Genomic DNA, 23,095 nt, shown 5'->3' with positions numbered 1-23,095 from the left:
CGCCTCTCAGCTCTATTCAGAGTTTCTTTGTGTTTTGTCGCACTCATTTTTATTTCCACCTAACATCCAATATTGCGGATTATTTAGTACCCGCCGCGATTCTCGCTAAGGTATTCGCATAGCTCTGCGTTTAACATCAAGCCGATGCCTTTCCAGAGCCTCCAAAAACTCTTTATCTTGCTGAAACGCTGTACACGTTGGTAGGCCAGATGCATCATAAGTCCACTCAGATGGATATTCTGAGTCCTCTACATCATGAAGCATCGTTAAAGGAATAATTGGACAGTGTTGTCCCGCGCTGCACTGATCACACATACGAGCCATAAAGCATTCGCCCTCTGTCCCGTTGCTAGGCCGGTACTTTTCAATCTCAGCTACACTCGTGACTTGCTGCTCTGGAAGCGGCATCCAGTGAGTCACTTCGGTTCCGTTCGCCATGTAGTGATTACCAGTGTCTGGGCATACATCGACATAATCAATATGGAAATCACAGCCGTCAAAACACAGAATTTCATCACCTTTTATTTCTATGTCTTCAGGGCAGTCAACAGCTATAAGTGGTGATGGGCGAGTGTTCCAGTCATCAATTAAGTATTCTCTGTTTTTGTCAGTCTGAGCGTACTCGCCGAGATTAACATCATATAAAATGCATTCTGTAGCATGTCTCTCTGCGTCAAGCCGATACCAGTCTCTGCCAACAGATTCAATATATTGGTTATGACCACAAAACGGGCAGGGCTTTAATTTAGCCATTTTTCAAATACTCCTTAAACTTTAGAACGGGACAACGAGCATCATGTTCTAAATCTTCTGGATTTATTTTTTTGAATGCTTCGCAATATTTGCATTCATATCCGTCGAAATCAGCCATGCCATACATTGCAGGTGAATACTCTGCATGATCATCTAAAAGTTCTTTTACGATTTCCTTTACCTGATCAATATCTGTATTGTTCGGCGCTTTCATTGTGTTGTGACCCGTCACACTTTATTAATTCTTCAAAACGTGACATGTCACGCTTCATTTCTCGATGCACACCATGAAGAAGCAGAGTGAACAGCTCGCCACGCTCAGTAAAGCCACCAGCTTCCATAAGCTCATCCATACACTTTCTGGTTCCCAGGTATAGCTCAAAGCTGATGGTATGAGCGCCACAGGCTTTTTTATGAGCTGCTTTTCTAGCCCGTGACCGCCGCTGGCGCTCGCGGTTGGCCTTACGCTGTTTTTCATTATTCATGGAAGAGCCTTACTGCTTTCCTTCGACATGCTCAATCAAAGAAAGTACATCACCAATCCAGACAATCTCTTCAGCAATTCTTCTGTGCTCTTCTGGATTCTTTGGCCTGGTGCTTTTCAACTGATAAAGCCTCAACTCCAAATCAAGAGTGTTATTCATCAGCAGCTCCCCCCGACTTTGAAGTCTTCCGCAACATCAGGACAGGAACAGGACTTGCAACCATTACAGCCTGACTCCTTCACGGCCCTACCCACAGCTTCTTTCAGGTGAGCAATGACCTTCTGCTGTGTGTCCACTTGATGTCTCAAAGAGTCATTAAGCCTGGTAAGATTTTTTATCTGCTCATCTTTTTTTCTGGAAGATGTAAACATGACTACTCCTTAAAAGGGCATATCCTGTTCCCACTGAACTCTCTCAGAAGCAGGCACCATTGGCGGAATGTAACTTGTGGCGATATCAACCGCCCTGGCATTCTCCCCCATTTGCCTGATTCGCTCTTCAACTTGCTTTTCTGGATGGCCAGGGCGAAGTAATGCTCTGGCTAGCTCATAATCTCTTTTCCATCTTTCATGGGCTGTCATGGCTATACGCTCTCCCAATAATGCTTAACGAAAGGCAGACTGACGACAAATAAAACCCAGATTAAGCCATAGAAAGAAGGCCAGACCACCTGCCCAAAACCAGAACCGACAATATAAGGCCATGCCTTTTTGTATCTTTGAACAAGGGTCATTCCATGCGCTCCAGCTCATCAATAATTCGCTGTCGCCGATCTTCCTCAGCCTGATCAACATCAACATCCGGATCGGTGTAAGCCTCCCAGCAGTCAGAGCACCACCAGCTCTCCTCCCGCTTGATTAAACCGCCAACCCAGTCAATGTCAGATTTACAGCACTCACAGGACGAAACGATCTCAGGCATAACTGCCAGCCTCCAGGGTTTTTACAGCTTCCAGCTCAGCCGGTGATGCCAGCTGCACATAATCAATATTCATTGGTCGTGTACAAGCTGCTTCTGCAACCATTGCAGCGCCATACGCTGTCTGAGCCCTTACGTATTTAACCTCAGCGGTTTTACCGCGCTTCATGCACCAGCAGGACAGACGAACACCCCATTTCTTATACTTTCTTGCAGCCCAGTAACTTTCCGTTGCCTCATCAGCAGGCTTAACGGTGACCATATCGCTCATTCTTTTACCCCTTGCTCAAGCTGCTCAATAGTCTTTAAAGCCCGGTCAATATCTTCCTGGATTCGCATATGCTTCATATGAGCCCGGATCAACTCAATTCGCACTTTATTAAGCGCTCCCTGGCACAAATCCTTGGTATCAACTGGACAGCTATCACGCTTGATAACCAGTTTGTGAAGCTTCTGATTCGCCCGAACAATATCTCTGGTTTTAAATGAATAACCTGCTCTGGCTTCTGAATACTGAATAGCCACAACTACCCCCGCTTTCGACATCGACCATCAATAATCTTGTTGAGATACCCCAGTGGTATTTCCATTTTTCTGGAGAGTTCTGTTCGACCAATACCTTCGCTACGCAACTGACGAACCAGTCCGATTTCTTCTGAGCTGTATTTACTGTTAGGGTGATTCACACCAAAGGTTGTAAGGTCTAAGCCCAACTTATTGGCTTTCTTAGAAACTGAAATAGCACTACGGCTTAACACAGCTCCAATTTCCGAGGCTTGCTTATTCTTTGCAGCCATGTTCTTCAGCACAGAAATCTCAGCAGGCGTCCAGAAACGCCGATCACTCTTTACGGTCCGGTATGAACAATTCATCCTTCTCAGCTTTCCTTTGACCGCCTCACTGGTTCGCCCCATTTTTTCAGCAATCTCACTCACCAGCATGACTGGAGCCAAGCGCACCAACTCTTTTTCTTCTGAAAGAGTCCAATGCTTACAGCCCTTTCTGCTACCAACCATCACGCCCCCAAACAGTCCAAAATGTGCAACCGGGCCTTCTTCAGCTTCCGGTGATACGTTCTCATACTGATAGCCAGCCGATGGGCCTTGCCGATCTGACCTGACAACTCCGAATCATCACCCTTAACCCAGCCAGCACCATATTCAGCCCGGATTACTTCAGCTGCTTTTAAGTCACCATCCGCCAGGGACATCACAGCCGCCTCAATCAATGACTCAATTTCATCTTCTGGAGCCTTACTTCCACCAGCCCCAAACATCAGAGCCTGATTCCCGTTAAAATCAATCATTCGAGCCAGAACAGATCCACCAGCAAAACCACCTTCACCCGTCACACACCACCGCGCCCAGGCTTCCAGCAATGAATCAAGATCTTCCTGGCGCATCGGCTACACCTCAACAACAGTGACCGGATAGTGAAACTCCACCAGCTTCTTTTTCAGCTTGTATTCAGCTGTTTTGACGCCTTTGGTATCCACCACTACAACCGCGCCACCAGAAAGAAACTCCATAAAATCAGCTACGTATTTCGCGCCACAAGGCAGATGAAACGGCACTTGCAGGAGAAACATTTCCACCTCTCCAGCCCTCTGACGAATCTTCAAATCACAGTAGTAACGCGCCTCTTTCTGTGAAGAAAATCTGATCCCATCCACCACAGTAGGTTTGTTGTTGTATTTGCCAGCCCTGCGCTGGCTGATGTTGTGAGAAATTCTACGCACGGTTTAAAGGCTCCAGATGCCAAACAGGGTTTTCACCAATCTCTGAACGAATGTCACAGGGCAGCAATGACCAGTTCATCACACACAAGTCAGCATCTGAGCCGTATTTCTCACGGAATGACGGACGATTGCCGGACAGGTCAGGATGTCGAATCGCTATTTCTTGGGGAATTGGCACACCAGCCATTGAACGGCCTCGATGATGCACAACACACAAACCGATACCATGAAAATGACAGTCAGGCTTAACAGAACCAAAATCAGGGTCATGATGAAACTCAGTCCAGAGTTCAGGGCTCTCAATCTCACGACCATCCAGAACACAAGCGATACACCCTACATGCTGTAATGTTGCTTCAATGTATTTTTGCTCTGATACTGTCGGCTTCCTTCCGTTCATGATGCCTTCCCCATTCGATCCAGAGTGGATTCAGAAAACGCATCTTCAGGAGATACCCAGGCCCCAGACTGAAAATTACTTGATACCCAGTAATCACAAGGCATGGCGGGAACTACATCAGAAACCCGTCCTTCTACATGCCATATAACCCCATGACTGCTACGCACAAACTCCGCTTCTTCTTCTGTCAATATGTGAGTCAGGATCATCGTGTCATGCCTGCTTTTCGGGCTCAGGTCACAAACGATTTCATCCAGGGCCTTTACCCTCTCTAAACCATTCTCCGGGGATGACATCATGTAACTGCAGATACGGCTTGGAGCCAGATCCATTACCGCAGTAGTGATTGATATCCTTGTTTCAGGGGTTCCACCCACTAGCCCGATAATCAGCATTGCCTGGCTTCCTCTAACTTCTGCTTCCGGATCTGGGCCACCAGCTTGTGTAATGCAGGGGCTTCAATGCTTGTGCCAGAGCTGATAGCAATATCAACCGCCTGGCAGATTTCATTAGTTGTGACATTGGACGCCACCCAAAGCCGGAATTGACGCTGATTTTCTGCGTTGTTGGCTTTCCGCTCGGTGTACGACAGTTCACTTATGCACCAGTTCGCCCACTCTTCAGCACTGGTAAACAGCTGATTCCCGTTTTCAGAGGGTAAACTTGGATTCTTCTTGGTCGCCGCTTGCAAGTTTTTTGAGTGAAAATCCCGTAAATTCAGCAGGTCTGGACATTTTGTTTTCAAATGCTTTTCTGTTGCTTCAACAATAAAAACGCCCTGGTCATGACAAAACTCGAAGAACTGCTGAAGCAATCGACGCTTGCCAGCCAGCTTTTGTTCCCACTCAGCCCAGGTTAACGTCAGCTCGCAACTGTCAGCCTCAGTCATTCGCCCCGCCACCAGCTCCAGAACCTTGATGTAACGGGCATAACCATTCAGCGCGAATTCTTCCTGAAGAGCCCTGACAAAATCTGTATCTGATACATCTGTATGGTGCCGAAACCACTTCATGACTCCCCCTCCACCCGGGTTAACCGGTAGAACTTCTTCCTCCCATCCCCCAGGCTTTTGGACTTGCTGATAACCTCATACCCAAGTGGGCTGATTCGTGGATTAATAAACCGTCTGATGTGGTGCAAAGGATTGGCAATAATCTGCTCTCTAACGTCTTGCGCGCTGATTTCACCTTGCTCCAGCAGTGCCTTAACAATTTTCACTGCCGCAGTATCCTCCCTGTGCCTGGCCACAATCCGCAAAATTCTGACTTGTTGCTTCGGGGGAATGTCAGGTCCTGCCACTTCTTCAATCCACTGGTCTAATTCCATGAACAAGCTACACCAAAAGTGTTTTAATCACGATACGTGATATTTTACAACCCTAAAAACCCTGATTTCAAGGCATTCCTTTATTTTTTTATCACTTTTCGTATACACTAACACGACAAACGGAACAGCAGCTTGCATCACCTCAGCAACATCAAGCGCATAACCAAAAAGGCACCACCATGTCAGACACATTTAGGCAAATCGTTGGAGACCGATTCAGGAAGTGTCGGACCAGAAAGGGATGGACCACCAGAGAAGCCGGAAATAAGATCGGAGTCACACAAAGCCGGTATGCGAACTGGGAAACCCATCTCAGACTTCCTAAGCCTGAACAGATAACAATCGCCGCTAAAGTTTTTGGTGTTAGCCCCGCATGGCTAGCCGGTTACACCGACGCTCTCGACAAAGATATAAAAGAATCTGATTACATCTGCCCAAACTCATCCAGCATCACACTGGCCAGCGGTGAAACAGCTCACCTGGACAAACACATCAGCGATACTGCCGCATTCCACCGCACCTATCTGGCAGACAGAAAGCTGGATGAACAAAGACTTCTACTTCTTCGCGTTGCTGATAACGCCATGGACAGCCTGGTCAGTGAAGGCGATGAAGTTTTGATAGACCAGAAACGAAAGGCAGTTTCCAAACCGGATCTGTTCGCCATTCTGGTTAATGACCGTGTATGGATACGATGGGTTAGACCGGAACTGGACGGTTCCTACAGTGTTGTCAGTGAGAACCAGGATTTGCACCCAGCAATTGCAATCCCAGACCTCTCATCAATCAACATAATTGGTCGGGTCTGCAGGATCTGCAAAGACCGATAACACCGCTGCCGGATTATCCCGGCTTTCTTTTGCCCTGAAAAATCACTTTAGGTGATATTTATCACTTTATGGACTTGATTATGAGTGAATCATCCAACAGGCAAGCGCTTATCCATACCGCACGACAGGCCAGAACTGTCATTGCGCTTTCCAGGGGAGCGGAAGAGTTGGCTACCCAACTGCAGGACAAACAACAATCGATGGAGGATCAAACACTGGCTGAAGACGTTCAGTACATTATCGGACAAATGCAGAAGGAACTTCTATCACTGCACCACACGTTAACCAAGCTAAATGACTATTAGTCATCTTTAGCGGAGCAACCACAAGCCCGGCATCCCGGGCTTTCTTTACGCCTCTCCCCGCCTCTCTCTTCTCTCTTCTTTAATTCGTTAATTCTTTATTTCTTGCCTTAGCCTGATGCAGCCCGTATACTGCCCAAAGTAAAGAAATAAAGAATTAACGAAATACAGAACTACGGGGAAAAGCTAATGGGATACAAGCTCGGTTTCGTATCACAAAAAGGCGGAGTCGGGAAAAGCACTCTGGCTCGTGCCACTGCTACGGCATACGCTGCCGCCGGATGGGATGTAAAAATAGCCGATCTCGACATTGACCAGGGAACAAGCTACACATGGCTGAAACGCAGACTCCAGACTGAGTTACAACCAGTTATAGAGGTTCAAACTTTCGGCACTTTCGCCCAGGCCAACCAGCGTTCCGAAGATTATGACCTGATGATCTTCGATGGTGCGCCCCACGCCACCAAAGGAACAATTGAAATAGCCAAGCATTCAGATTTGGTTGTGCTGCCCACAGGTTTATCGCTGGACGATCTCGAACCAACCGTTTTACTGGCTCACTCACTGGTAAAAAAAGGTGGAATTGACCGGAAAAAAATCAGCTTCGCCATCTGCCGGGCAGGAACTAATAGCAAAGAACAGGAAGAAGTTCGGGAATATCTCTCTCAGACCCCCTACCACCTGCTTGATGGCGTTATTTCCGAAAAGCCCTGCTTCAGACGGGCACAGGATGAAGGCCGCTCCGTTATTGAGTGCCGTTACAAAGGCCCCAGAGAACAAGCTGACAACCTGATTCAGTCTGTTATGAACCGTCTTGAAGATTTAACGAATTAAATATTTACAGATTTAAAGAAAGGAAGAATTATGGCAACCCCAGCAGCAAAGCGCCCCAAGCAAAACAAGAAAGGAGCCCCACCCGCTGACGAGCAAAAAACAGCCGTGGTAGGGAATAACATCAGCAAGCCTGAAGCAGGAGACCTGGTTTCCATCAATTTCAAAGTGCCTGCTGAGTTTCAACGGGAGTTCAAAACCTTTGCATCTATGCACGGAATGAAAATGGTGGATCTTCTTAAAGAGTCCTTTGAGTTATACAAGGAACACAAAGGCTACTGATGACAGTGGTCTGAAAGGGTTCGGACTGCTCCAGCGACCAAACTACAGCAGCCCGGACATAACCCAGCAAACGAGGCTATAGCTATGTCTGTACGTGAGTATAACCTGATTGAAAACACTAAGCTATCTGACATCAAAACACTGCCAGCCAACCTGTTAAGTCTGTACCTGGCCAGCGTTAAGGAACCTGTGAGAATAGGCTTACTGAAAGCACTACTTACACTTTAAACTGCTGCACCCAGAAGACGCCAAAATGCTGACGAAGATTAGAGAAAACATTATTTACAGCCATAACAGAATGGCTGTCAGGGAACGTGAGAGAGTATGCGACGCTCCAACACGATATCGAATCTATTGGAACGTTTACGAGTTTGAATGGCTTACTGATGACAACATCAATGATGTTATGTCTTGGAAGCAGGCTTATTTAAACGGTGAAACTTTCCGGTGGACCTATACGTCCACTGTTGCTAAGGATATTAACAAGAGGATGGCGATGAAGCTGCTCGAAAACTCAACATGACAGGGATGTCATACCCGTTCCAAATTACGATACAAGGCAGACCGGGAGATATTAAAATGCTGAGCCACTTCAGTTACATTGACCGCAGGATCGGCCAGCATCGAACGAGCTAAACGAACCTGCTTTTCATTCAAAGCCGGTTTTCTCCCCCCTTTTTTTCCTCTGGCCCTGGCAGCTGCCAGCCCTGCCTTAGTTCGTTCCGATATCAGATTGCGTTCAAACTCTGCCAACATAGCGAAAAACTGCAACATCAGTTTTCCTGTGGCAGTAGTGGTATCAATATTTTCATGGATGCTGACCAGCTCGACCTGATGGCCAGTAAAATAATCCACCAGCTCAAGCAAGTGTTTTGTTGATCGACCAAGCCGATCCAGACGCCAGACCACCACACTGTCACCAGGGCGCAGCTTATCAAGCAACCGGTCCAGCTCTGGCCTTGATGCAGCACGACCACTAACCTTTTCAGCCAGAACCTGATCACAACCAGCCTTATTCAAAGCCTGTAACTGTAATTCAAGATCCTGGTCAGATGTACTGACCCTTGCATACCCAAACCTGATAACGAACTCCTTTTAGATACATAGATAACGGGACAGAGAAAAAAGACAGAATACCCGATATTTTAGCCAGTCCACCAGCCCTATATTTAACTGTCCTTTTTTGACCGTTTTCGGGACACTGAATCTGATAGCTTACGACATAAACCCCAGAACCGGTAAAACCTCCTGTGGAGCCCTGCCAGTTACCACCAGGAACTTTCGCCAGACCCCATACGGAACCTTCCTGGTTCCCTGCTTGAACTCCCTTATCCGCCTGTCACTGGACAGGCCCAGCAACTCAGCCAGCTTTTTATCAGTACTGAAATCCTTAAAATACTCCTGGAAGTGCCGGAAATATGCGCCAACCAGGTCAGGGTGAGGCGCTTTCCATCCTTCTGACTCTCGCAACAAGTGTCTGTTGTCGTATGCACCTTCATCAACTTCGGTCTGTGGTGGAAACACTGGAGCCTTCAGATTCTCTTTCAGCTGCCGGATCGCCGCCTTAGTGCTTTCCTCAAAAATAACTTTCTGCTGTTTCGCAATGCCTGGAAGTTCTATTTTCACTGTATCTATCCTCTGCCTGTCGAATAAGTCAGGGGCTTTCGCCCCCTCCTTTATCGCGGTGACAGCTCGATGTTTCGAACGTCTGAAACCCGGATATTAACCAGACTCAATGTCCCGGTGGCGAGTACCTCCCAGCGCTTAGAGCTGTGAAGGTGCATCATGCAGTAATAAAGGTAATCAGGAAGCAGAATATCTGTCCTGGTTACCTTGATGCCGATGTGCTCAGGGTTGTACTCCCGAACCGCCTCACCACACCTTTTTAAAGAGCCTCGACGCACAATCCAAAAATCAGCTTCAGGAAAATGTGTCTTAATGGTTGCCACATCGGAAAGTTTCAAACTTGTTCTCCACCAGTGGCAGCAACTAGCCCCCTTGGAGTTCAAGTGGCTTTCTGTGTGCCACCGACAGGCATATAATAGGCGCATTGCGCCTACAAATCAACACTTTCTTTAATTCTTTATTTCTGGCTTTCTTTTTTTCACTAATTCCCGTTTTATTTATTTCTGGCTTTCTGTCCTGTACTATAACAACACTACTCGTCTCCCTACTCTCAGTAGTAGTGACGACGTTCCAGCGACCATTGGAATAAGATCATGAACCACTACATCAACAAAGCAGGCCTGGCACTGGCCGCTATTGCCTCCTTCTATCTCACCGCAAAACTGTTCCTATCCATGAGTACCGGCACTACTGCCTTTATCTTCCTGTTTATCGGACTGGCAGCAGAACTGGGGAAGTACAGGGCGATAGTCGGCACTACTCAGCAAGGCAACAAATTGACCGCCTGCACCTTCGGAATAGTTACTTTTATTCTGATAATGGTCAGTCTTGCCGGTAGTGCAGGGGCTCTGCTGGCCACTGAGAACCAACCCACAGAATCACGCCAAATTCTGGAAACCCGTATTACTGACATTAATCAGCAAATCAACCTGGAACGACAGGCAATGTCCAGAGCCGCTGATGTTAATGCCCAAACAGCCGGAGTAGCACCAGCCCGCGCCAGCCTTGACCGGCTCCACCAACAGAAAACCCTACTATTGTCCGAACTGGAAACAACTCCAGCGCCAGAACTTACAGCCCTCGATGCCATTGTTTTTGCCATCAGCTCAGAGACCAACAACAACCCAGAGACTGTACGCCGGATTGCCGCCTTTCTGGTTGCGCTATTACTGGAAGGGTTATGTCTACTATTTACAGTAGCCAACACTACTGAACAACTGAGAGGAGCCAAGGGTAGGGCGGGGAGCCCAACCCAAACTGCCACTACCTCTATTATTGATGCTGTTCAGGAAGAACCCACCAGCAACACAAACGATAAATTCCCGGTATTAGTTGCAGCGATCCGGGCAAAAGAAATCAAACCTACCTATGACAATATTCGAGAGTTTATGAATGTTGGGGCAGGGGATAAGGTAAAGCAGATCCGTAAGAAGTTGATTGAAACCGGTGTATGCCTGGAAGGCCCGAGAGGGGTTCTGGTGCCTGCGTGACAGGTCACAAATAGGAAGAGGCTACGATAATTTGATGCCCTGGCGACACCGCCAGGGAACGGTTTTAAGAAACAAGACCTTTTATTGCTGACTCTATATCATGCTCAGAAGCACAAGCCACTGCGTCTTTGAACTCAGAGAACACATGGTACTGCCCGGATTCAAGTTTGAGCTTTTCGTCGGCGAACGCCTTTTTAGACATTTCATCTTTTCTAGCTATAAGCCTATCAAGCGCAGACTCAAAGGTTTCTAGCCAAATGCTCTCCCCACCAGTAATGTCCATTGGTAGTTCTGCCCAGCCTTCTTTCTGACACTTTCTTACAAGTTCTGCAATGTTAAGTGATTCACACATAATTCTTACCCCCCCTTCCTACGCCTCAACTATAACCTAGGGCACAACCAAAGGCAAGAATTCTTTATTTCTTTATTTCTTTATTTATTCAAATATTTGCCCGTTGAAAAGCCTGATGGCCGACCCGACACCACCAAAGTTAACGCCACTGCCGCTCACCAGGATAGGGATAGCCTGGCTGTTGCTATCAGTCTTGCCAAGAATCATGGACAGATCTCGATGGGCCAGTCCATTAATAGAAGCCCATCCATAGCCATTCTCAACATCAATGCGCTTCCAGACTGCATAAAGTTCACTCTTCTTACTCAGCCTGCATCCCATCCAAACCCCATTATCATTTTTTGCTTTTTTGCAGTCCGCTCCCGGGTAGCCCGTTAATGTATAGGCCATCTCCATTTCGCTCACCTGATCATCAACAAATAGATGCCAGGCACCAAAGACCACAGCAACGAGCACTGCTAGGACCACATAACCGCTTTTGTCTTGATTGGTATTTGCCATAACGCTAACTCCTTAACAACAGGCATAGTCCACCAGCAAAAGCGGAGCCCTGCAAGGGCAGGGCGCAACACAAGACTATTTTTTCTTCTTACTTTTGCACTGGCCAGCATGGTCTTTCTTCATTTGCAGATATTGTGCTTTGCTGTACCCAACTATCTCAGTCCTGCAGTCAGGGCACTTTTGACTGTACACAACAGAGTCTGCTTCAACATCTTCCAGGGCAGCGTCAAGAGCATTGGTTAAATCAGAAACTTCGGTCTCTTTACGGTCGACAATAACCTTCAAACTAACCACCTGTTCGTTTAGAGCTGATACTTCCTCCTTTTTCTCCTTTAACAGGTCCTGTAAATCCTCGCAGCGAGTCTCCATGACAGAAACAGCCAGCTTGCTTTCCTGGAACTTCTCCACGACATCATCAAGCTGGCTATTAACACTCGCCAGGTCCTTTTTAGACTGTGAAATATCCGTTTCCAGTGATTTTTTATCCGCAGAAAGCCGCTTGTTTTCAGCAATAGAGGTTGTTAAATCAGCTTTTATGTCTCGAACCTGGACAGCCAATTCAGCACTCTTCTTGCGTTCATCATCCAGATCCCTTCGAACAGAATCGGTTTCCTGGATCTTGGCTTCCAGGTCAACACATTTTTCATCCAACCTGAATGTCAATTGCTTAACCTCTTCCCGACGCTGGGCCAGCTCCATTTGCGACCTGTGGTAATGCTCAGACATGCTCTTTTCGGCTTCTCTCGCTTTTACCAACTCAGCAGACAGCTCTACCTGTTCATGCCTACCATTCTCTAGCAGCGTCTCTAGTTCGTCGATGCGCTCTAACCGTTCTTCCAGCAATGCATTCAGCCTTATTTTTTCGGCCTCAAATACCATAGTGGCTTCTTCGACCGCCTTGGCTTTGGCATTCCAAAGGTCGCGCCATACATCCAGGATGACGCTATTCACCTTATTAGGCAGGTCTTCCGGAACTGGCGGCAGGTCTATCATCTCCTTAGTGTTATAACCCTCCTTGAACTTATCCAGAACACTCGACGCCTTTTTGTACTGCCCACCAACAGCCCTCTGCAGACTGGTCGCAGTGATATCGTCGATACGCATCCCGGTATCCAGCCACGTCTGTATCTGACGTATGTACACCTGCTCATCAATACCCGGACGACCCACAGCTGCTTTAGCACTCTTATCTGACATATCTTCCCCTCCAACAAGCAATAAATTAATTAATAAGTTTATTATACACTAATTTATTAATTAATTAATAGGTGATTGAATATTTTCTTGAGGTTCGTCAGAGGCCATGCAAGCACAAAAAAACCGCCATAAAGGCGGTTCGGGCTCTTTTGGAGTAAAAGGAGGCGGCTGGCCAACAGGTCGAGGTCAGTCCAGTCTTACGTTATTTTTCAGTTCCCAGGTGTCTGGAGTGCCTGAGCAGGCTCTACTTTGGGCTGCCAGGTGTGCGTTTTTTCTTTTGATATCCTCTTCACATTTTCGGGCTTTGCCGATCCGCACCACTGAATAGCTATCCAGCCACTGATCTGTCATCACCTGGACATATCCCACTGCATCGCAATGGTCACACTCTATATTGCGATAGAACAACCCGGACAGCTTGCCGGAACCTTTACAGGTTGGGCATTGAATAGCGTCCAGAGCTTCAGTGGTTGCCTGTAACGGGCTTTCAGTATTAATGCTTGCCATAGAGCCGGATTATACACTGAAAGCTGAGACTGGATAGAACGGGGGGCGAGCGAAGCGAGGGAGGGGGCAGAGCCCCCTGATTAACCTTTGCGGAGTGGATACAGGCTCTTATGGTTCTGCGCGTATGACCCAGTTGTTGGCATAAATCCTGACTGCGCCCACTGATAAACATAAAGATGTTGGATAGGGAATGGATGTGGAGAGTTCAAGGGGTCTTTTTGGTGGGCACAGGCGCAATAAAGAGTTGAGCGGAGCGAATGTCGACTTGTCGACAGCATTATTGCTGTAGAGCGGAGCGAAAACAGTACTATACACCTCCCTTGGGAGCTGAATTATAGAATCAGGACTTAAGGGATCTTATGGGTGGACTTAATTTTCAATCAGAACGCGATTTTTCAGTGAAATCCTGGCCTTATTGCCAGGAGCGGCGCTTTTGAGGTGAGTTTAACTGATAAATTCAGGGTTCTGAGGAAGGAAAGAAGGGTTGTCAGGAAGGTACCCGTGCATTTTGGGAAATCCAGGCACGGAAAAACCACAGTCTTGCTGTGTTTCAGAAATGTTTAGCTAGTCGTTACGGTTATGTTTTGAATTTAAGTTCAGCCTGATAGCGGGCATCCGCTACGCTCATCCCCTTTTCCACCAGCTCCTGAGCATATTTCAGCCGTTGAACCATGATGTCCTGATCAGCTGACTTGCTGCTTGATGCAGCTCTAACCTGCTTTACGCCGGTCTTTTTCTTTCCAGACATCCGCAGTCGGTCAACATAGGTCATCATTGTGCCCAGAGACTGCCAGTGGGGATTCTTCTTCTTCCACTCAGCCTTTTTGCGCTCATACTCTTTGTCTGCGCGCTTACGTGCCTTTTCCAGTGCCAACTTGCTGATTCCCAGAATATGGAATAGGGATCGCTTAATGCAAATGGTAGCCCTGGCGCTTCTGAACTCACCATCAGCATTCTTCACTTTTGTTTCTGTGATGGTGATCAGGCCGCATTTTTCATACCGCTTGAGTGTTTCATTGACCCGGCCTTCACTCATGCCAGTACCTTTTACAATCGCCTGGCGGTCAAACGGAATGAACTCATTGTTTGAGAATTTAGAGTATCCGACCCTGAGCGTGACAAGATCCACATTGGCCAGCAAGTGCAACCCAACATTGATTTCAGCTTCTCTGGCCTCACTACGGTTCATCCGGACTTCACCGTTTGCACATTTCTTCAGGAAGCCGTGAACAGCCCGGTAAGCTTCCGCTGCAATCATCCGCAGGGGTTTAATGATGTTCGGGTCATAATAATACCGGGTAAGACGCTTAGCTGACCGCAGAAGTACGGGAGGAGGTGTCTTTTTGAATGGCAGTTCAAACCCGACAAAAGAAGGGTTTTCAGGGTCATGGCCACACCGGTTTCCACTGCCAAGAAATTCACCTGGGAAGGAATACTGAACCTTTCCCCACATGATGGGATTTGGGGGCTCACCTGTGTTTCCGTCAGGTAAGGGGTGTTCTGGAGCTATCACGATAGCTAGTTTTCCTGTGTTTCGACTTGCCATAGGCGAAAGCAGGCACTACACTAGCTATTAAATGTTTATAGCTAATGTGCTGGTGAGACATGTGCTTTAGCTTCCTCAAAACCCGCTGCTCCAACAGCGGGTTTTGTCTTTTATGGGTCAGCCTGTTCTATAAATGCTCTCTTGCCCGTCTCAGGGCGCTCACTAACCAAATATTGTCGGCATAGGGTCGCGACTGGAATTTGATACTATCACGTTAAGTGATTGGTTTTCCACCGCTAACTTATCACAAAATCCAGATCCTGCCGTATATGATTAAAGACCTCCAGGAGCCCGGGGTCAACATCAGGATCAGAGTCTGTCGTTTTACACAGCCAAACTACAAACGACTGTAAACGTTCAAGCCTATCATGTTTCGCATCAGTTAATAACAACCTAGCGTCATCTGCCGTTTTTTTGTTCGGGAATTCTCCCGAAAACTCCTGCCTGGAAACCAGGCTAACAGCTTCTCTCATCATTCTCCCCCTACTGGTATTTCTTGACTCATTACCTCTGTCTGGCACAATTCCCCCGTCCTACCTCCGCGTGTTGGCAACACTCCAAGGCGGGTACACCGTCGGATTCCAGGACCTTAAGGTCGGGAGTCCAATGAAATAAAACACCTCTCAGGAGGGAATACATCGGAGCTGCTTGGTAGCTTGCCAGCTCCCGACACCAGACGTTCTACAACTGATTTTTACGCAAGAAAAACACAATTGGCAGTGTCCAAACCGACATCAGTAGGAGCACCTATACGCTAAATCAAACCATATTTTGCCGCCAGGCAAAGGGCATGACGTACACTAACCGCCTCTTCTTTGCTCTGGCCTGACAGCTCTTCCCCTCCTTCAAAGTCCAGCCGGATTTTCTCTACAGAAGCCTTTACCGCTCGCTCTGATATATTCAGACGCCGGGCTATCATCTTGTAAGTCCCCCCATCAATAAGAGCTTGCAAAACCTGCCTTCTCTTGGGCGGCAATAACCCCCTTCGGTATGGATTGATCTGGTATCGGTGCTGCATAAAACGCCAACTGATCGACTGTAACCAGAATAAATCATCACTGGCCAACAGCTTATGTGATCTTTGCAGGACCATAACCAGCGTAAACCAGTGCTTATCTGACGCACTTGTCATCACATAACCACAACTATATCCAGCTGACTGAATGCATGTCAGAGCCGCTTGCTCTTCATGGAGAATGGACAGCTGACCCTGTTTCCCAATGGCGCTACATACCCCGTCAGGCTTTTTCAGACCCAAAAAATCCAACGGTCTGCTGCCAACCATATAAGGTTTCAGGAACCTATTTCTTGCCAAACACGGCTTACCAACCAAACAGTCGGGTAAGGCCGCAAAACAAAGAAAATCCCACCCACGAGCTACTGATTCCTGGATAACCTCATCAGATAACTTTTTGAGCACTAGTACATTACAATTCTTGGTGTTTGCCATTTGGCAGGGTAGACAAGGCGGCAATGGGAAGGAAGGAAGGAAGGAAGGAAGGAAGAAGATGGGTAATAAGGCTACTACCCATGCGTTTAAAGGGAGGGAGAGTTACGGCGTGACCGCTGAGGCGGTAGTCAATGGCACAGTATTTTTTTGATAGGAATGCTCAACCTGTTCCACCAGCCATTCACCGTTAGCGCTGTCCTTATGGTTCTGCAGGATCAGGGGGGCTTCCGGAACAATGGAGGGGTCTAAGGGCCTGGTGATCTCAAGGGTTTTCTGTCCTCGCTGGAGTTCTCCCAGCTTGGCTTCAGCAGCTTTCAATGCGCTCTCTGCATCTTTGAACTTACGCCGGATAACAAACTGGGGCTCACCACTCCCCGCAGTTTCAGGTATTTTTTCCTGCTGTTCTTCTGAAAACCAGTACGCCACCACAGATTCAAAATCATTCCGCTCCTGAATCACCACACGCCCCGTACTGTTTTCACGATCAGACAAGGTTACCGGGGGGATATTCTTCCCAGTAACCGTTCTGGATTCTGCTTTGGGCACAATCACCAGCCGATCAGCTACCGGCTTAAAGAAAGCTTTCCGCTCTCTAGCCAGACGGGTCAGCAGGTTCATATCTGACTCGCCCATCTGGTCTATGTGTTCATAGTGGATGCTAGCCAGTTCATCAGATACCGCTGCACGGTAACCATTATCCTGAGCGATACGCTCCACCAGCTCCCCCAGGCTAATGTCATCATAGACAGCATCCCGAGGAGCCTTCAGGCTGCTTTTCATCTTGGCAGCTGTAGCATGAATCATCAGAATATCATCGTCTAAAGGCTCTTCCAGCTCTGTCACCTGGTAGGTCCCCTTAAACACCAGTTTATTCACATAGCCAATAAAAATATCCAGCTCAGCCCCGGTAGCAGGAAACTGGATTTTCCCGTCTCGGTTATCCAGGGTAATGGACACAGAATCAGAGTTGAATCCCGCTGCATCACGAATAGACATACTGACAAAACGGTCCCGGACTACCCGGGTAATATCATCGCCATTTGCCAGTATTTTAAAATCAGCTCTTTCCATCCCGCTAATCCCACAAACTAATCTCTGACTTGGCTTCAGATGCTGGCAGATCCGGCAGTTCAATCACCAACCCTTCAGGAAGAACCGGGCCTTTTCCAGCAAGGCCCGGGTTAGCGTTCAAAACCTCTTCTACCGCCTTTGGCCTTCCCTTGTAGTACTCAAAACAGATTGCATCAAGCATATCGCCGGTTCTGGTTCGATATTTCACGGTCGATCCTCTCCATATTCAGAGATAGTCAAAGTGCCTTTCAGCTCCAGGGGGGTTCCATCCGCCATGAACTCTGTTTTCACCACGTTCAGAGCCTCTATCACCCATAACCCAAGATACGAGCCCGAATTTACCAGCTGGCCATCCTTGTACTGAGAACCGCCACTTACTAAAGGCAAAGACTCACCTTTGTCACCCATAACTTTGATAGCGTCCAGATAACCAAGCTCTGCCCGGTTCTGGGGATAGACCGAAATAGGCAGGGTTTTGGTTGTTGCGTCAGGGCCATGAAACTGCCGACCCGGCTTCCTGCCCCAGCGGTCCTTCTTGGCCCATCGCCATGCATGGGATTCTTTCAAGCTGTCGTATTGAACAGTATCAATACCAAACTTGAATTCACCCAGAGCCATCATAACCTCAGCCATAACCAACCTTCTTTATTTCGTTAATTCTTTAAATATTTATTCGTAAGTCCTGCCTCTGGCCTTCCTGGCATGGTCGCGGTCACGCTCATCCATCTTCCGTACAACCATGTCGCCAACCTCTTCAGCATTCATCCCAGGGGATGCCTGAACCTCTATTGCATAACTCCGGTTATCGTTGACTTGCTGAGAACCACCCGCAGCAGGTACGCCACCACCAACATTTTGAACCTGTTTGGTCACACTGACATTCTGGTCACCGGCACCACCAAATCCCAGAAAATCACCAATTGAGGAAAAGACCCCCTTCACTTTGTCCCAGTACTTCACCAGGGCAGCAACAGCCGCTATCAACGCCAGAACACCAGCCACTACCAAACCGATAGGGTTAGCCATCATTGCCGCATTTAAAGCCCACTGGATACCGGTCAGAACTGTAGAGCCTGCCGCCATTGCCTTCTGTGCCGCAGTCAGGGCGACAATGCCCGCTACTGCTGCAACAGCCCGAACACGGGTTATGGCCATAACTGCATTGTTGCGAATATTGGAAAGAGTTAGCGCATTGGATGCTTTGGTGCAGAAAAGCACAGCATCCGAATACAGAATCATTGCCAGCTTGCCCGCCAGCAAACCAACCTTCAAAACAGCTATTGCTGCCACCAATCCCACAACGGCAGTAGTTACCATGGGGAACTGTTCCACCAGACTGCCCAACCAACCCGCCATAGTCGCCATAATATCAGCTGCCGCAGCCACTGCAGGTAGGAGCACAACCCCCAGCGAAATAGCCAGACTTTCACCGGCTGAAGTCATTTTTTTGATAGAGCCTTTAGTGGTGTCCATTCTGGCCGCAGCAGTCCTGGCCGCAGTGCCGGACTGATCCAGGCTCTTGATATAATCATCCAGACCGCCAGAGCTAGCCTGATTCATCAACTCGGTAACGGCTGACACTGCCTCTTTACCAAATATCTTTGTCAGATAGCTGGCTTTATCACCGGTACCAAGACCGTCCAGTGACTCCCCCATCTCCTTAAACAGCTCAGGCATCGAGCGGAGATTTCCGTCAGCATCCTTTGTGACAACACCCAACTCTTCCAGCAGACTGGCCGCCTCTTTGGTGGGTGACGCCAGGCTCAGGAACGTAGCCCGAAGGGCAGTACCGGCCTGACTGCCCTGAATACCCACGTCCCCCAGCAGTCCGGTCATACCTGCCACTTCTTCAATGGATGCCCCCACTGAAGCCGCCACCGGAGCCACGTACTTCATGGTCTCGCCCAACATCTGAAGATTGGTATTCGACGAATTGAAGGTATTGGCCAGCACATCATTAACCCGGGCCTGCTTGCTGGCTTCCAGGTTAAAACCGGACAGAATATTAGAGGCAATATCCGCTGCTTCAGCCAAGCCAACATTGCCCGCAGCGGCAAGGTTCAGGACATCACCAGAGGCTGACAAGATTTCATTAGCCTTAAATCCTGCCATGGCCAGATACTGCATAGCCTGGGCAGATTCACTGGCACTGTACTGAGTGGTCGCCCCCAACTTCTTGGCCTGTCCTTCCAGGGCTTTAAACTCATCAGACGTTTTAGTGATTTTGGATATAGCGCCCAGATCCGCCATTGATTGTTCAAAGTTTGCCGCCACCATCACCGGAGCAGCCACAGTGGTCGCCGCTGCCGCAGCTCCCGCCAGCTGGCCAGTGACTTCAGATTTCATCTGCTTGTTGCGGTCACGCAACTTCTGAAGTTTATTTTCACGGTCAACCACCGCATCCAGCGCTTTCTGTTGTTTGCTCAGCTGGTCGTTGTAGCGTTTGGTCTGCTGCTGTATCTGGTAGGTAGCATCGTTCAGATTTTTGGTAGAGACACCAGCCTTCTTCAGCCGCGTTGTCAGCTCTGCTATCTGTTTCTGTTCGTCCTTTTGCTTTTCTTCCAGACGGGCCACCGCTGCCCACTGATCATTAAAGGCTTTGGTCTGCTTTTTGGTCGGATTCTCCAACCCGGACATTTCCCGGGTCATCATCTGGGCTTTCAGGCGCGCCCTTTCCAGTTCCTGACCGGTCTGGCTGGTTGCACTGGTCAGCTTTTTCAGATGCTGAACATCCTTTTCAGACTGTCCCAGTTGCTTGAGTTCGGTTTGGGTTTTCTTGATCTGATCAGACATTTTGCTGGTCTGATCCGTGACTTTCCTGACCGGTTCGGTGATTTTATCCACCAGCCCCATAATCAGGTTCAGGCGCATTGAATCTTCTTTTGCCATGTCTGACCCTGAAACAAAAAAAGACCGGGTTAACTGTGAGAGTTACCCGGTCCCGTTTGGATTATTAGCTTGTTGCTGTGCCTTCTCATGCCGCTTTAGAGCAATGGCGTGCCAACGCATCAGCTCAGGAATACTCATCTTCCCTGTGTTATCAAGGTTCCAGCCGGTGAATATGATGAAGATATCCGCTTCCACCTCCATCACATCATGAGGAACCGACTTTATTCCGTGAAAAAACTGACCACCTCTTGCTGAAGGCTGGTCAGATCTTTAGGGGTCATCTTGTCAAATTCATTGACGGTAACCTGAGAGATACGGGGAATCAGGGTTCTGTGAGCATTGATATTCATCCGCAGAATATCAAAGGTATCCAGCCCGCGAAGCTCACCCGCATTAGGCTGACGAAGAACCACTTCAGTGATTTCCTTGTCTCCACGCTTGATAGGGTTCTTGATGATAGCTGTCTTGGTTGTCATATTTGGTACTCAGAAATAATAAAAGCGTGACTTGTCACGCTTTTATACAGGCACAAAAAAACACCATCAGGTGTTTCGGTTTGCTTGGCTGTTCAGGCCTGAACTTTACTGGGCCAGTGAAGCTTTCAGTTTTTGATTGCGGTTCTTGCCGTTAACGATCCAATCATTATTGAACTTGTCGATAAACAGAACCTGCTTACCATCTAACTCCAATTCAAACATTTCTATCGAAATGGCGAATTTAGTAGCGACTTCCGCCTCGGGCTTCCAACCATCGCCAAAATCCATAGATTTCCAAAGTCCCTGCATTCGGACAATGCAGGTCTTTTCACCCGAATCAGTATCAAGATGGCCACGAAGCGTGATGACCTCATCCCGACTATCACGATCACCAACCAACTCCATAACCTTGGGAGGGTAATCGCTAATGGTGACAGTGGATTCCATTTTCTCCAGCTTGCCAAGGCTGCGCTCGATATCACCACCCACACCCGCCAGAGACTGGTCAATGGTTTTCACGGCAACGGGAGGCAAAGTCACCTCATTGCACAAACCCGCATAAGAGTCATCCCGAAAGAATGAATTAAAATCCACCAGGACACTGGGTATTCTTGCTGACATAGCTCTCCCCTTAACTGAAAATGGATTCGTTATAACGGTCTGTAACGTGCTGACGGAAGGTCAGGCGCTCAGCTACGTCATAGAAGCCCAGGTCATAATCCCAGAACACCTGACCGGTTCCGATTGCATCCTGATTCAACTCCTGATCAATCCAGCATTCACCACCGCTGATCACTTTTCGGGTTCTCAACCGACGCAGCAGCCGGTTAACCCCGTTCTTGACCGACTCCATGTAGTTACCGGTGGCAATACTATCCACATAGCTCTGATGAGCTTCCACAATAGAATCACCGACGATATAGCGGATACGCTGATGGGGCATCATCACACCATTAGTCAGACGGTTACCCCAGAGATACCAGCCGCCTTGCTTGTTGACGATGGTCATCACATTGTTAGCGTTCAGCTGGTTAGCCAGGCAGGTCTTGGCATACGGTCCCTTGGAAACATATTCCACCGGAACCGCTGTACCTTCGATATCATAGATTTTCCGGTTACTGGCACTGTTCCAGTAACCTTCGTCATTATCCACCCGGACAATATGACCGGCTACACAGGCACTGGCATGACGCAGCAAATACGCCTTTTTCGCGGTATCAAAATACTTAATACCACCATGCACCAGAGCACATTCAGACAGCTGCCTGGCTCGGCTCACGATCTGAGTGAATGACCACGCATTATCCGTATCAATGATCGGGATCGCATTCAGATCACGCGCCACAGTTTCCATCGCTTCACCCACACTGGGTAGATGAGAAAAACTGGGTGCTATCAGCAAGCGAGGAACAACCCCCAAAGCCGCTTCAGCCCCCAGCAACGCCTGTAAACCGGTTCCCTTGCCGGTTTCAGGATCATATGTCCCGATCACGTTAGCCTTCGTTTCCGCTTCATCCTTGCCTTCAGCTACACGCACAACCAAAGTCACTGCACCGGACTGTTTGTAGATATCATCAAGGGCCTGCTTCAGGGTTCCGGATTCACCCGCCTTACCGATCTGAGTCCGGGAAGTCACCATCACAGGAGTGTTCAGGGGGAAAGCTTCGTTTTCACCTCCAGACAGATAGGTCAGATAGGCCAGCCCCACTACACCAGAGCCATCACCGCCAGCAGATCCCAGTACCCTGGCGCTAACCGCTTCGTCGTCATTGATCGCTGTTGCTACCTCGCTGGCTGTAGAAGTAGTCCCACCTTTATCATCGGTGGCCAGCGATACCGTGATAATATCGCCAGCCATTGATACCGACAGATCCTCACTCACAGCATCAGGCTTAACCACCTCTACAGCTATAATATTTCCGGCAATACCAGCCTCTACAGCCGTGACTGTGATTGCATTTTTGCCACTCCCCAGAGTGAGGCTGGCCTTAATGGCTTGTTGTGAATTTTCAGCGGTTGCTACCAGGCCAATGGTAGACGCTGCCAATATTTCAATGGGTCGGTTGTCGTTTTTCAGAAAATACTGTTCGACACCATGAAGATAATCTCCCGGCATGGGGGCTCC

The 23,095-nt window shown here is 48.3% G+C and carries 38 protein-coding genes; 6 read left to right on the top strand and 32 right to left on the bottom strand.

Annotated features, from left to right (window positions below):
* Positions 1–105: 105 nt before the first annotated feature.
* From ACNRUY_RS15870 to ACNRUY_RS15800, 15 genes are all read right to left on the bottom strand, one after another.
* A complete protein-coding gene (locus ACNRUY_RS15870; RefSeq protein WP_488112625.1) occupies positions 106–753 on the bottom strand; it encodes a hypothetical protein in 648 nt (215 codons plus the stop codon).
* Positions 746–967 (bottom strand): hypothetical protein, encoded by a 222-nt coding sequence (locus ACNRUY_RS15865; RefSeq protein WP_488112624.1) that lies wholly within the window; start codon positions 965–967, stop codon positions 746–748. The genes ACNRUY_RS15870 and ACNRUY_RS15865 overlap by 8 nt, the downstream gene beginning before the upstream one ends.
* Positions 939–1,238: a hypothetical protein gene (locus ACNRUY_RS15860; protein ID WP_488112623.1), complete on the bottom strand. Its 300-nt coding sequence runs from the start codon at positions 1,236–1,238 to the stop codon at positions 939–941. Before ACNRUY_RS15860 ends, ACNRUY_RS15865 begins: the two co-directional genes overlap by 29 nt.
* A gap of 9 nt (positions 1,239–1,247) precedes the next feature.
* Entirely contained in the window at positions 1,248–1,397 is a 150-nt protein-coding gene (locus ACNRUY_RS15855) for a hypothetical protein (RefSeq protein WP_488112622.1), read from the bottom strand.
* 221 nt (positions 1,398–1,618) lie between these two features.
* On the bottom strand, positions 1,619–1,819 hold the full coding sequence (locus ACNRUY_RS15850) for a hypothetical protein (protein ID WP_488112621.1): 201 nt from the start codon (positions 1,817–1,819) through the stop codon (positions 1,619–1,621).
* Positions 1,820–1,967: 148 nt separating this feature from the next.
* Positions 1,968–2,159, bottom strand: coding sequence for a hypothetical protein (locus tag ACNRUY_RS15845; protein WP_488112620.1), 192 nt, complete (start codon positions 2,157–2,159; stop codon positions 1,968–1,970).
* A complete protein-coding gene (locus ACNRUY_RS15840) occupies positions 2,152–2,427 on the bottom strand; it encodes a hypothetical protein (protein WP_488112619.1) in 276 nt (91 codons plus the stop codon). Before ACNRUY_RS15840 ends, ACNRUY_RS15845 begins: the two co-directional genes overlap by 8 nt.
* Positions 2,424–2,681, bottom strand: coding sequence for a hypothetical protein (locus ACNRUY_RS15835; protein ID WP_488112618.1), 258 nt, complete (start codon positions 2,679–2,681; stop codon positions 2,424–2,426). The genes ACNRUY_RS15840 and ACNRUY_RS15835 overlap by 4 nt, the downstream gene beginning before the upstream one ends.
* A gap of 2 nt (positions 2,682–2,683) precedes the next feature.
* Positions 2,684–3,172 carry a hypothetical protein gene (locus ACNRUY_RS15830; protein WP_488112617.1) on the bottom strand — a complete coding sequence of 163 codons (489 nt, stop codon included), beginning with the start codon at positions 3,170–3,172 and terminating at the stop codon, positions 2,684–2,686.
* Positions 3,172–3,558: a hypothetical protein gene (locus tag ACNRUY_RS15825; RefSeq protein WP_488112616.1), complete on the bottom strand. Its 387-nt coding sequence runs from the start codon at positions 3,556–3,558 to the stop codon at positions 3,172–3,174. The genes ACNRUY_RS15830 and ACNRUY_RS15825 overlap by 1 nt, the downstream gene beginning before the upstream one ends.
* A gap of 3 nt (positions 3,559–3,561) precedes the next feature.
* The gene (locus ACNRUY_RS15820) at positions 3,562–3,894 is read right to left on the bottom strand and encodes a DUF1064 domain-containing protein (protein ID WP_488112615.1); all 333 of its coding nucleotides are present in this window, start codon (positions 3,892–3,894) and stop codon (positions 3,562–3,564) included.
* On the bottom strand, positions 3,887–4,294 hold the full coding sequence (locus tag ACNRUY_RS15815) for a Ref family recombination enhancement nuclease (protein WP_488112614.1): 408 nt from the start codon (positions 4,292–4,294) through the stop codon (positions 3,887–3,889). Before ACNRUY_RS15815 ends, ACNRUY_RS15820 begins: the two co-directional genes overlap by 8 nt.
* Positions 4,291–4,689 carry a hypothetical protein gene (locus ACNRUY_RS15810; RefSeq protein ID WP_488112613.1) on the bottom strand — a complete coding sequence of 133 codons (399 nt, stop codon included), beginning with the start codon at positions 4,687–4,689 and terminating at the stop codon, positions 4,291–4,293. Before ACNRUY_RS15810 ends, ACNRUY_RS15815 begins: the two co-directional genes overlap by 4 nt.
* Positions 4,683–5,306, bottom strand: a complete 624-nt coding sequence (locus ACNRUY_RS15805) for a hypothetical protein (protein WP_488112612.1) — start codon at positions 5,304–5,306, stop codon at positions 4,683–4,685. Before ACNRUY_RS15805 ends, ACNRUY_RS15810 begins: the two co-directional genes overlap by 7 nt.
* Positions 5,303–5,620 carry a hypothetical protein gene (locus ACNRUY_RS15800; protein WP_488112611.1) on the bottom strand — a complete coding sequence of 106 codons (318 nt, stop codon included), beginning with the start codon at positions 5,618–5,620 and terminating at the stop codon, positions 5,303–5,305. The genes ACNRUY_RS15805 and ACNRUY_RS15800 overlap by 4 nt, the downstream gene beginning before the upstream one ends.
* Positions 5,621–5,799: 179 nt before the next feature.
* Here ACNRUY_RS15800 and ACNRUY_RS15795 point away from each other — a divergent pair, with 179 nt between their 5' ends.
* From ACNRUY_RS15795 to ACNRUY_RS15775, 5 genes are all read left to right on the top strand, one after another.
* Complete coding sequence (locus tag ACNRUY_RS15795) at positions 5,800–6,450, top strand: XRE family transcriptional regulator (RefSeq protein ID WP_488112610.1); 651 nt, start codon at positions 5,800–5,802, stop codon at positions 6,448–6,450.
* Between the two features lie 80 nt (positions 6,451–6,530).
* Positions 6,531–6,755, top strand: a complete 225-nt coding sequence (locus ACNRUY_RS15790) for a hypothetical protein (RefSeq protein WP_488112609.1) — start codon at positions 6,531–6,533, stop codon at positions 6,753–6,755.
* Between the two features lie 186 nt (positions 6,756–6,941).
* Positions 6,942–7,586: a nucleotide-binding protein gene (locus tag ACNRUY_RS15785; protein WP_488112608.1), complete on the top strand. Its 645-nt coding sequence runs from the start codon at positions 6,942–6,944 to the stop codon at positions 7,584–7,586.
* Positions 7,587–7,616: 30 nt separating this feature from the next.
* Positions 7,617–7,865 (top strand): hypothetical protein, encoded by a 249-nt coding sequence (locus tag ACNRUY_RS15780; protein WP_488112607.1) that lies wholly within the window; start codon positions 7,617–7,619, stop codon positions 7,863–7,865.
* Between the two features lie 253 nt (positions 7,866–8,118).
* Entirely contained in the window at positions 8,119–8,388 is a 270-nt protein-coding gene (locus tag ACNRUY_RS15775) for a hypothetical protein (protein WP_488112606.1), read from the top strand.
* 8 nt (positions 8,389–8,396) lie between these two features.
* Here the strand turns inward: ACNRUY_RS15775 and ACNRUY_RS15770 are convergent, their stop codons facing one another.
* The 3 genes from ACNRUY_RS15770 to ACNRUY_RS15760 all read right to left on the bottom strand — a co-directional run bounded on the left by ACNRUY_RS15770 (position 8,397) and on the right by ACNRUY_RS15760 (position 9,829).
* Positions 8,397–8,948 (bottom strand): recombinase family protein, encoded by a 552-nt coding sequence (locus ACNRUY_RS15770; RefSeq protein WP_488112646.1) that lies wholly within the window; start codon positions 8,946–8,948, stop codon positions 8,397–8,399.
* Positions 8,949–9,080: 132 nt separating this feature from the next.
* On the bottom strand, positions 9,081–9,491 hold the full coding sequence (locus ACNRUY_RS15765; protein ID WP_488112605.1) for a hypothetical protein: 411 nt from the start codon (positions 9,489–9,491) through the stop codon (positions 9,081–9,083).
* 50 nt (positions 9,492–9,541) lie between these two features.
* The gene (locus ACNRUY_RS15760) at positions 9,542–9,829 is read right to left on the bottom strand and encodes a restriction endonuclease subunit S domain-containing protein (RefSeq protein WP_488112604.1); all 288 of its coding nucleotides are present in this window, start codon (positions 9,827–9,829) and stop codon (positions 9,542–9,544) included.
* Positions 9,830–10,084: 255 nt separating this feature from the next.
* On the opposite strand from ACNRUY_RS15760, the gene ACNRUY_RS15755 reads away from it, so the two are divergent.
* The gene (locus ACNRUY_RS15755) at positions 10,085–10,981 is read left to right on the top strand and encodes a hypothetical protein (RefSeq protein WP_488112603.1); all 897 of its coding nucleotides are present in this window, start codon (positions 10,085–10,087) and stop codon (positions 10,979–10,981) included.
* A gap of 64 nt (positions 10,982–11,045) precedes the next feature.
* Here ACNRUY_RS15755 and ACNRUY_RS15750 read toward each other — a convergent pair whose 3' ends face one another.
* The 14 genes from ACNRUY_RS15750 to ACNRUY_RS15685 form a co-directional block, all read right to left on the bottom strand.
* Positions 11,046–11,333 carry a hypothetical protein gene (locus tag ACNRUY_RS15750; RefSeq protein ID WP_488112602.1) on the bottom strand — a complete coding sequence of 96 codons (288 nt, stop codon included), beginning with the start codon at positions 11,331–11,333 and terminating at the stop codon, positions 11,046–11,048.
* An 84-nt stretch (positions 11,334–11,417) separates the two neighbouring features.
* Positions 11,418–11,834 (bottom strand): hypothetical protein, encoded by a 417-nt coding sequence (locus ACNRUY_RS15745; protein ID WP_488112601.1) that lies wholly within the window; start codon positions 11,832–11,834, stop codon positions 11,418–11,420.
* Between the two features lie 75 nt (positions 11,835–11,909).
* A complete protein-coding gene (locus ACNRUY_RS15740) occupies positions 11,910–13,031 on the bottom strand; it encodes a hypothetical protein (RefSeq protein ID WP_488112600.1) in 1,122 nt (373 codons plus the stop codon).
* 186 nt (positions 13,032–13,217) lie between these two features.
* Positions 13,218–13,538 (bottom strand): hypothetical protein, encoded by a 321-nt coding sequence (locus ACNRUY_RS15735; protein ID WP_488112599.1) that lies wholly within the window; start codon positions 13,536–13,538, stop codon positions 13,218–13,220.
* Positions 13,539–14,115: 577 nt separating this feature from the next.
* On the bottom strand, positions 14,116–15,051 hold the full coding sequence (locus ACNRUY_RS15730) for a hypothetical protein (RefSeq protein ID WP_488112598.1): 936 nt from the start codon (positions 15,049–15,051) through the stop codon (positions 14,116–14,118).
* A 787-nt stretch (positions 15,052–15,838) separates the two neighbouring features.
* Positions 15,839–16,534, bottom strand: coding sequence for a LuxR C-terminal-related transcriptional regulator (locus tag ACNRUY_RS15725; protein ID WP_488112597.1), 696 nt, complete (start codon positions 16,532–16,534; stop codon positions 15,839–15,841).
* Between the two features lie 102 nt (positions 16,535–16,636).
* On the bottom strand, positions 16,637–17,605 hold the full coding sequence (locus tag ACNRUY_RS15720; protein WP_488112596.1) for a contractile injection system protein, VgrG/Pvc8 family: 969 nt from the start codon (positions 17,603–17,605) through the stop codon (positions 16,637–16,639).
* Between the two features lie 4 nt (positions 17,606–17,609).
* Positions 17,610–17,813, bottom strand: coding sequence for a tail protein X (locus tag ACNRUY_RS15715; RefSeq protein ID WP_488112595.1), 204 nt, complete (start codon positions 17,811–17,813; stop codon positions 17,610–17,612).
* Positions 17,810–18,238, bottom strand: a complete 429-nt coding sequence (locus ACNRUY_RS15710; RefSeq protein WP_488112594.1) for a phage tail protein — start codon at positions 18,236–18,238, stop codon at positions 17,810–17,812. The genes ACNRUY_RS15715 and ACNRUY_RS15710 overlap by 4 nt, the downstream gene beginning before the upstream one ends.
* A gap of 36 nt (positions 18,239–18,274) precedes the next feature.
* Positions 18,275–20,494, bottom strand: coding sequence for a phage tail tape measure protein (locus ACNRUY_RS15705; RefSeq protein WP_488112593.1), 2,220 nt, complete (start codon positions 20,492–20,494; stop codon positions 18,275–18,277).
* A gap of 42 nt (positions 20,495–20,536) precedes the next feature.
* Positions 20,537–20,695 (bottom strand): GpE family phage tail protein, encoded by a 159-nt coding sequence (locus ACNRUY_RS15700; protein ID WP_488112645.1) that lies wholly within the window; start codon positions 20,693–20,695, stop codon positions 20,537–20,539.
* Positions 20,696–20,715: 20 nt separating this feature from the next.
* Positions 20,716–20,970: a phage tail assembly protein gene (locus ACNRUY_RS15695; protein WP_488112592.1), complete on the bottom strand. Its 255-nt coding sequence runs from the start codon at positions 20,968–20,970 to the stop codon at positions 20,716–20,718.
* 105 nt (positions 20,971–21,075) lie between these two features.
* On the bottom strand, positions 21,076–21,591 hold the full coding sequence (locus ACNRUY_RS15690) for a phage major tail tube protein (RefSeq protein ID WP_488112591.1): 516 nt from the start codon (positions 21,589–21,591) through the stop codon (positions 21,076–21,078).
* Between the two features lie 10 nt (positions 21,592–21,601).
* A partial coding sequence (locus tag ACNRUY_RS15685; protein WP_488112590.1) for a phage tail sheath C-terminal domain-containing protein occupies positions 21,602–23,095 on the bottom strand: 1,494 nt, incomplete at its 5' end.

The sequence above is a fragment of the Endozoicomonas sp. Z74 genome, from assembly GCF_057680865.1.
This window is presented reverse-complemented; position numbering and strand designations above follow the sequence as displayed.

What these genes read in the sequence shown, in the direction of transcription:
- ACNRUY_RS15825 (WP_488112616.1), bottom strand. Translation starts at nt 3,558, where the DNA reads ATGCGCCAGGAAGATCTTGATTCATTGCTGGAAGCCTGGGCGCGGTGG.
- ACNRUY_RS15845 (WP_488112620.1), bottom strand. Translation starts at nt 2,159, where the DNA reads ATGCCTGAGATCGTTTCGTCCTGTGAGTGCTGTAAATCTGACATTGAC.
- ACNRUY_RS15855 (WP_488112622.1), bottom strand. Translation starts at nt 1,397, where the DNA reads ATGAATAACACTCTTGATTTGGAGTTGAGGCTTTATCAGTTGAAAAGC.
- ACNRUY_RS15735 (WP_488112599.1), bottom strand. Translation starts at nt 13,538, where the DNA reads ATGGCAAGCATTAATACTGAAAGCCCGTTACAGGCAACCACTGAAGCT.
- ACNRUY_RS15810 (WP_488112613.1), bottom strand. Translation starts at nt 4,689, where the DNA reads ATGCTGATTATCGGGCTAGTGGGTGGAACCCCTGAAACAAGGATATCA.
- ACNRUY_RS15805 (WP_488112612.1), bottom strand. Translation starts at nt 5,306, where the DNA reads ATGAAGTGGTTTCGGCACCATACAGATGTATCAGATACAGATTTTGTC.
- ACNRUY_RS15830 (WP_488112617.1), bottom strand. Translation starts at nt 3,172, where the DNA reads ATGGTTGGTAGCAGAAAGGGCTGTAAGCATTGGACTCTTTCAGAAGAA.
- ACNRUY_RS15780 (WP_488112607.1), top strand. Translation starts at nt 7,617, where the DNA reads ATGGCAACCCCAGCAGCAAAGCGCCCCAAGCAAAACAAGAAAGGAGCC.
- ACNRUY_RS15815 (WP_488112614.1), bottom strand. Translation starts at nt 4,294, where the DNA reads ATGAACGGAAGGAAGCCGACAGTATCAGAGCAAAAATACATTGAAGCA.
- ACNRUY_RS15690 (WP_488112591.1), bottom strand. Translation starts at nt 21,591, where the DNA reads ATGTCAGCAAGAATACCCAGTGTCCTGGTGGATTTTAATTCATTCTTT.
- ACNRUY_RS15865 (WP_488112624.1), bottom strand. Translation starts at nt 967, where the DNA reads ATGAAAGCGCCGAACAATACAGATATTGATCAGGTAAAGGAAATCGTA.
- ACNRUY_RS15775 (WP_488112606.1), top strand. Translation starts at nt 8,119, where the DNA reads ATGCTGACGAAGATTAGAGAAAACATTATTTACAGCCATAACAGAATG.
- ACNRUY_RS15840 (WP_488112619.1), bottom strand. Translation starts at nt 2,427, where the DNA reads ATGAGCGATATGGTCACCGTTAAGCCTGCTGATGAGGCAACGGAAAGT.
- ACNRUY_RS15795 (WP_488112610.1), top strand. Translation starts at nt 5,800, where the DNA reads ATGTCAGACACATTTAGGCAAATCGTTGGAGACCGATTCAGGAAGTGT.
- ACNRUY_RS15740 (WP_488112600.1), bottom strand. Translation starts at nt 13,031, where the DNA reads ATGTCAGATAAGAGTGCTAAAGCAGCTGTGGGTCGTCCGGGTATTGAT.
- ACNRUY_RS15785 (WP_488112608.1), top strand. Translation starts at nt 6,942, where the DNA reads ATGGGATACAAGCTCGGTTTCGTATCACAAAAAGGCGGAGTCGGGAAA.
- ACNRUY_RS15710 (WP_488112594.1), bottom strand. Translation starts at nt 18,238, where the DNA reads ATGGCTGAGGTTATGATGGCTCTGGGTGAATTCAAGTTTGGTATTGAT.
- ACNRUY_RS15725 (WP_488112597.1), bottom strand. Translation starts at nt 16,534, where the DNA reads ATGGCAAACACCAAGAATTGTAATGTACTAGTGCTCAAAAAGTTATCT.
- ACNRUY_RS15720 (WP_488112596.1), bottom strand. Translation starts at nt 17,605, where the DNA reads ATGGAAAGAGCTGATTTTAAAATACTGGCAAATGGCGATGATATTACC.
- ACNRUY_RS15800 (WP_488112611.1), bottom strand. Translation starts at nt 5,620, where the DNA reads ATGGAATTAGACCAGTGGATTGAAGAAGTGGCAGGACCTGACATTCCC.
- ACNRUY_RS15745 (WP_488112601.1), bottom strand. Translation starts at nt 11,834, where the DNA reads ATGGCAAATACCAATCAAGACAAAAGCGGTTATGTGGTCCTAGCAGTG.
- ACNRUY_RS15755 (WP_488112603.1), top strand. Translation starts at nt 10,085, where the DNA reads ATGAACCACTACATCAACAAAGCAGGCCTGGCACTGGCCGCTATTGCC.
- ACNRUY_RS15790 (WP_488112609.1), top strand. Translation starts at nt 6,531, where the DNA reads ATGAGTGAATCATCCAACAGGCAAGCGCTTATCCATACCGCACGACAG.
- ACNRUY_RS15695 (WP_488112592.1), bottom strand. Translation starts at nt 20,970, where the DNA reads ATGACAACCAAGACAGCTATCATCAAGAACCCTATCAAGCGTGGAGAC.
- ACNRUY_RS15700 (WP_488112645.1), bottom strand. Translation starts at nt 20,695, where the DNA reads ATGGAGGTGGAAGCGGATATCTTCATCATATTCACCGGCTGGAACCTT.
- ACNRUY_RS15860 (WP_488112623.1), bottom strand. Translation starts at nt 1,238, where the DNA reads ATGAATAATGAAAAACAGCGTAAGGCCAACCGCGAGCGCCAGCGGCGG.
- ACNRUY_RS15705 (WP_488112593.1), bottom strand. Translation starts at nt 20,494, where the DNA reads ATGGCAAAAGAAGATTCAATGCGCCTGAACCTGATTATGGGGCTGGTG.
- ACNRUY_RS15850 (WP_488112621.1), bottom strand. Translation starts at nt 1,819, where the DNA reads ATGACAGCCCATGAAAGATGGAAAAGAGATTATGAGCTAGCCAGAGCA.
- ACNRUY_RS15750 (WP_488112602.1), bottom strand. Translation starts at nt 11,333, where the DNA reads ATGTGTGAATCACTTAACATTGCAGAACTTGTAAGAAAGTGTCAGAAA.
- ACNRUY_RS15870 (WP_488112625.1), bottom strand. Translation starts at nt 753, where the DNA reads ATGGCTAAATTAAAGCCCTGCCCGTTTTGTGGTCATAACCAATATATT.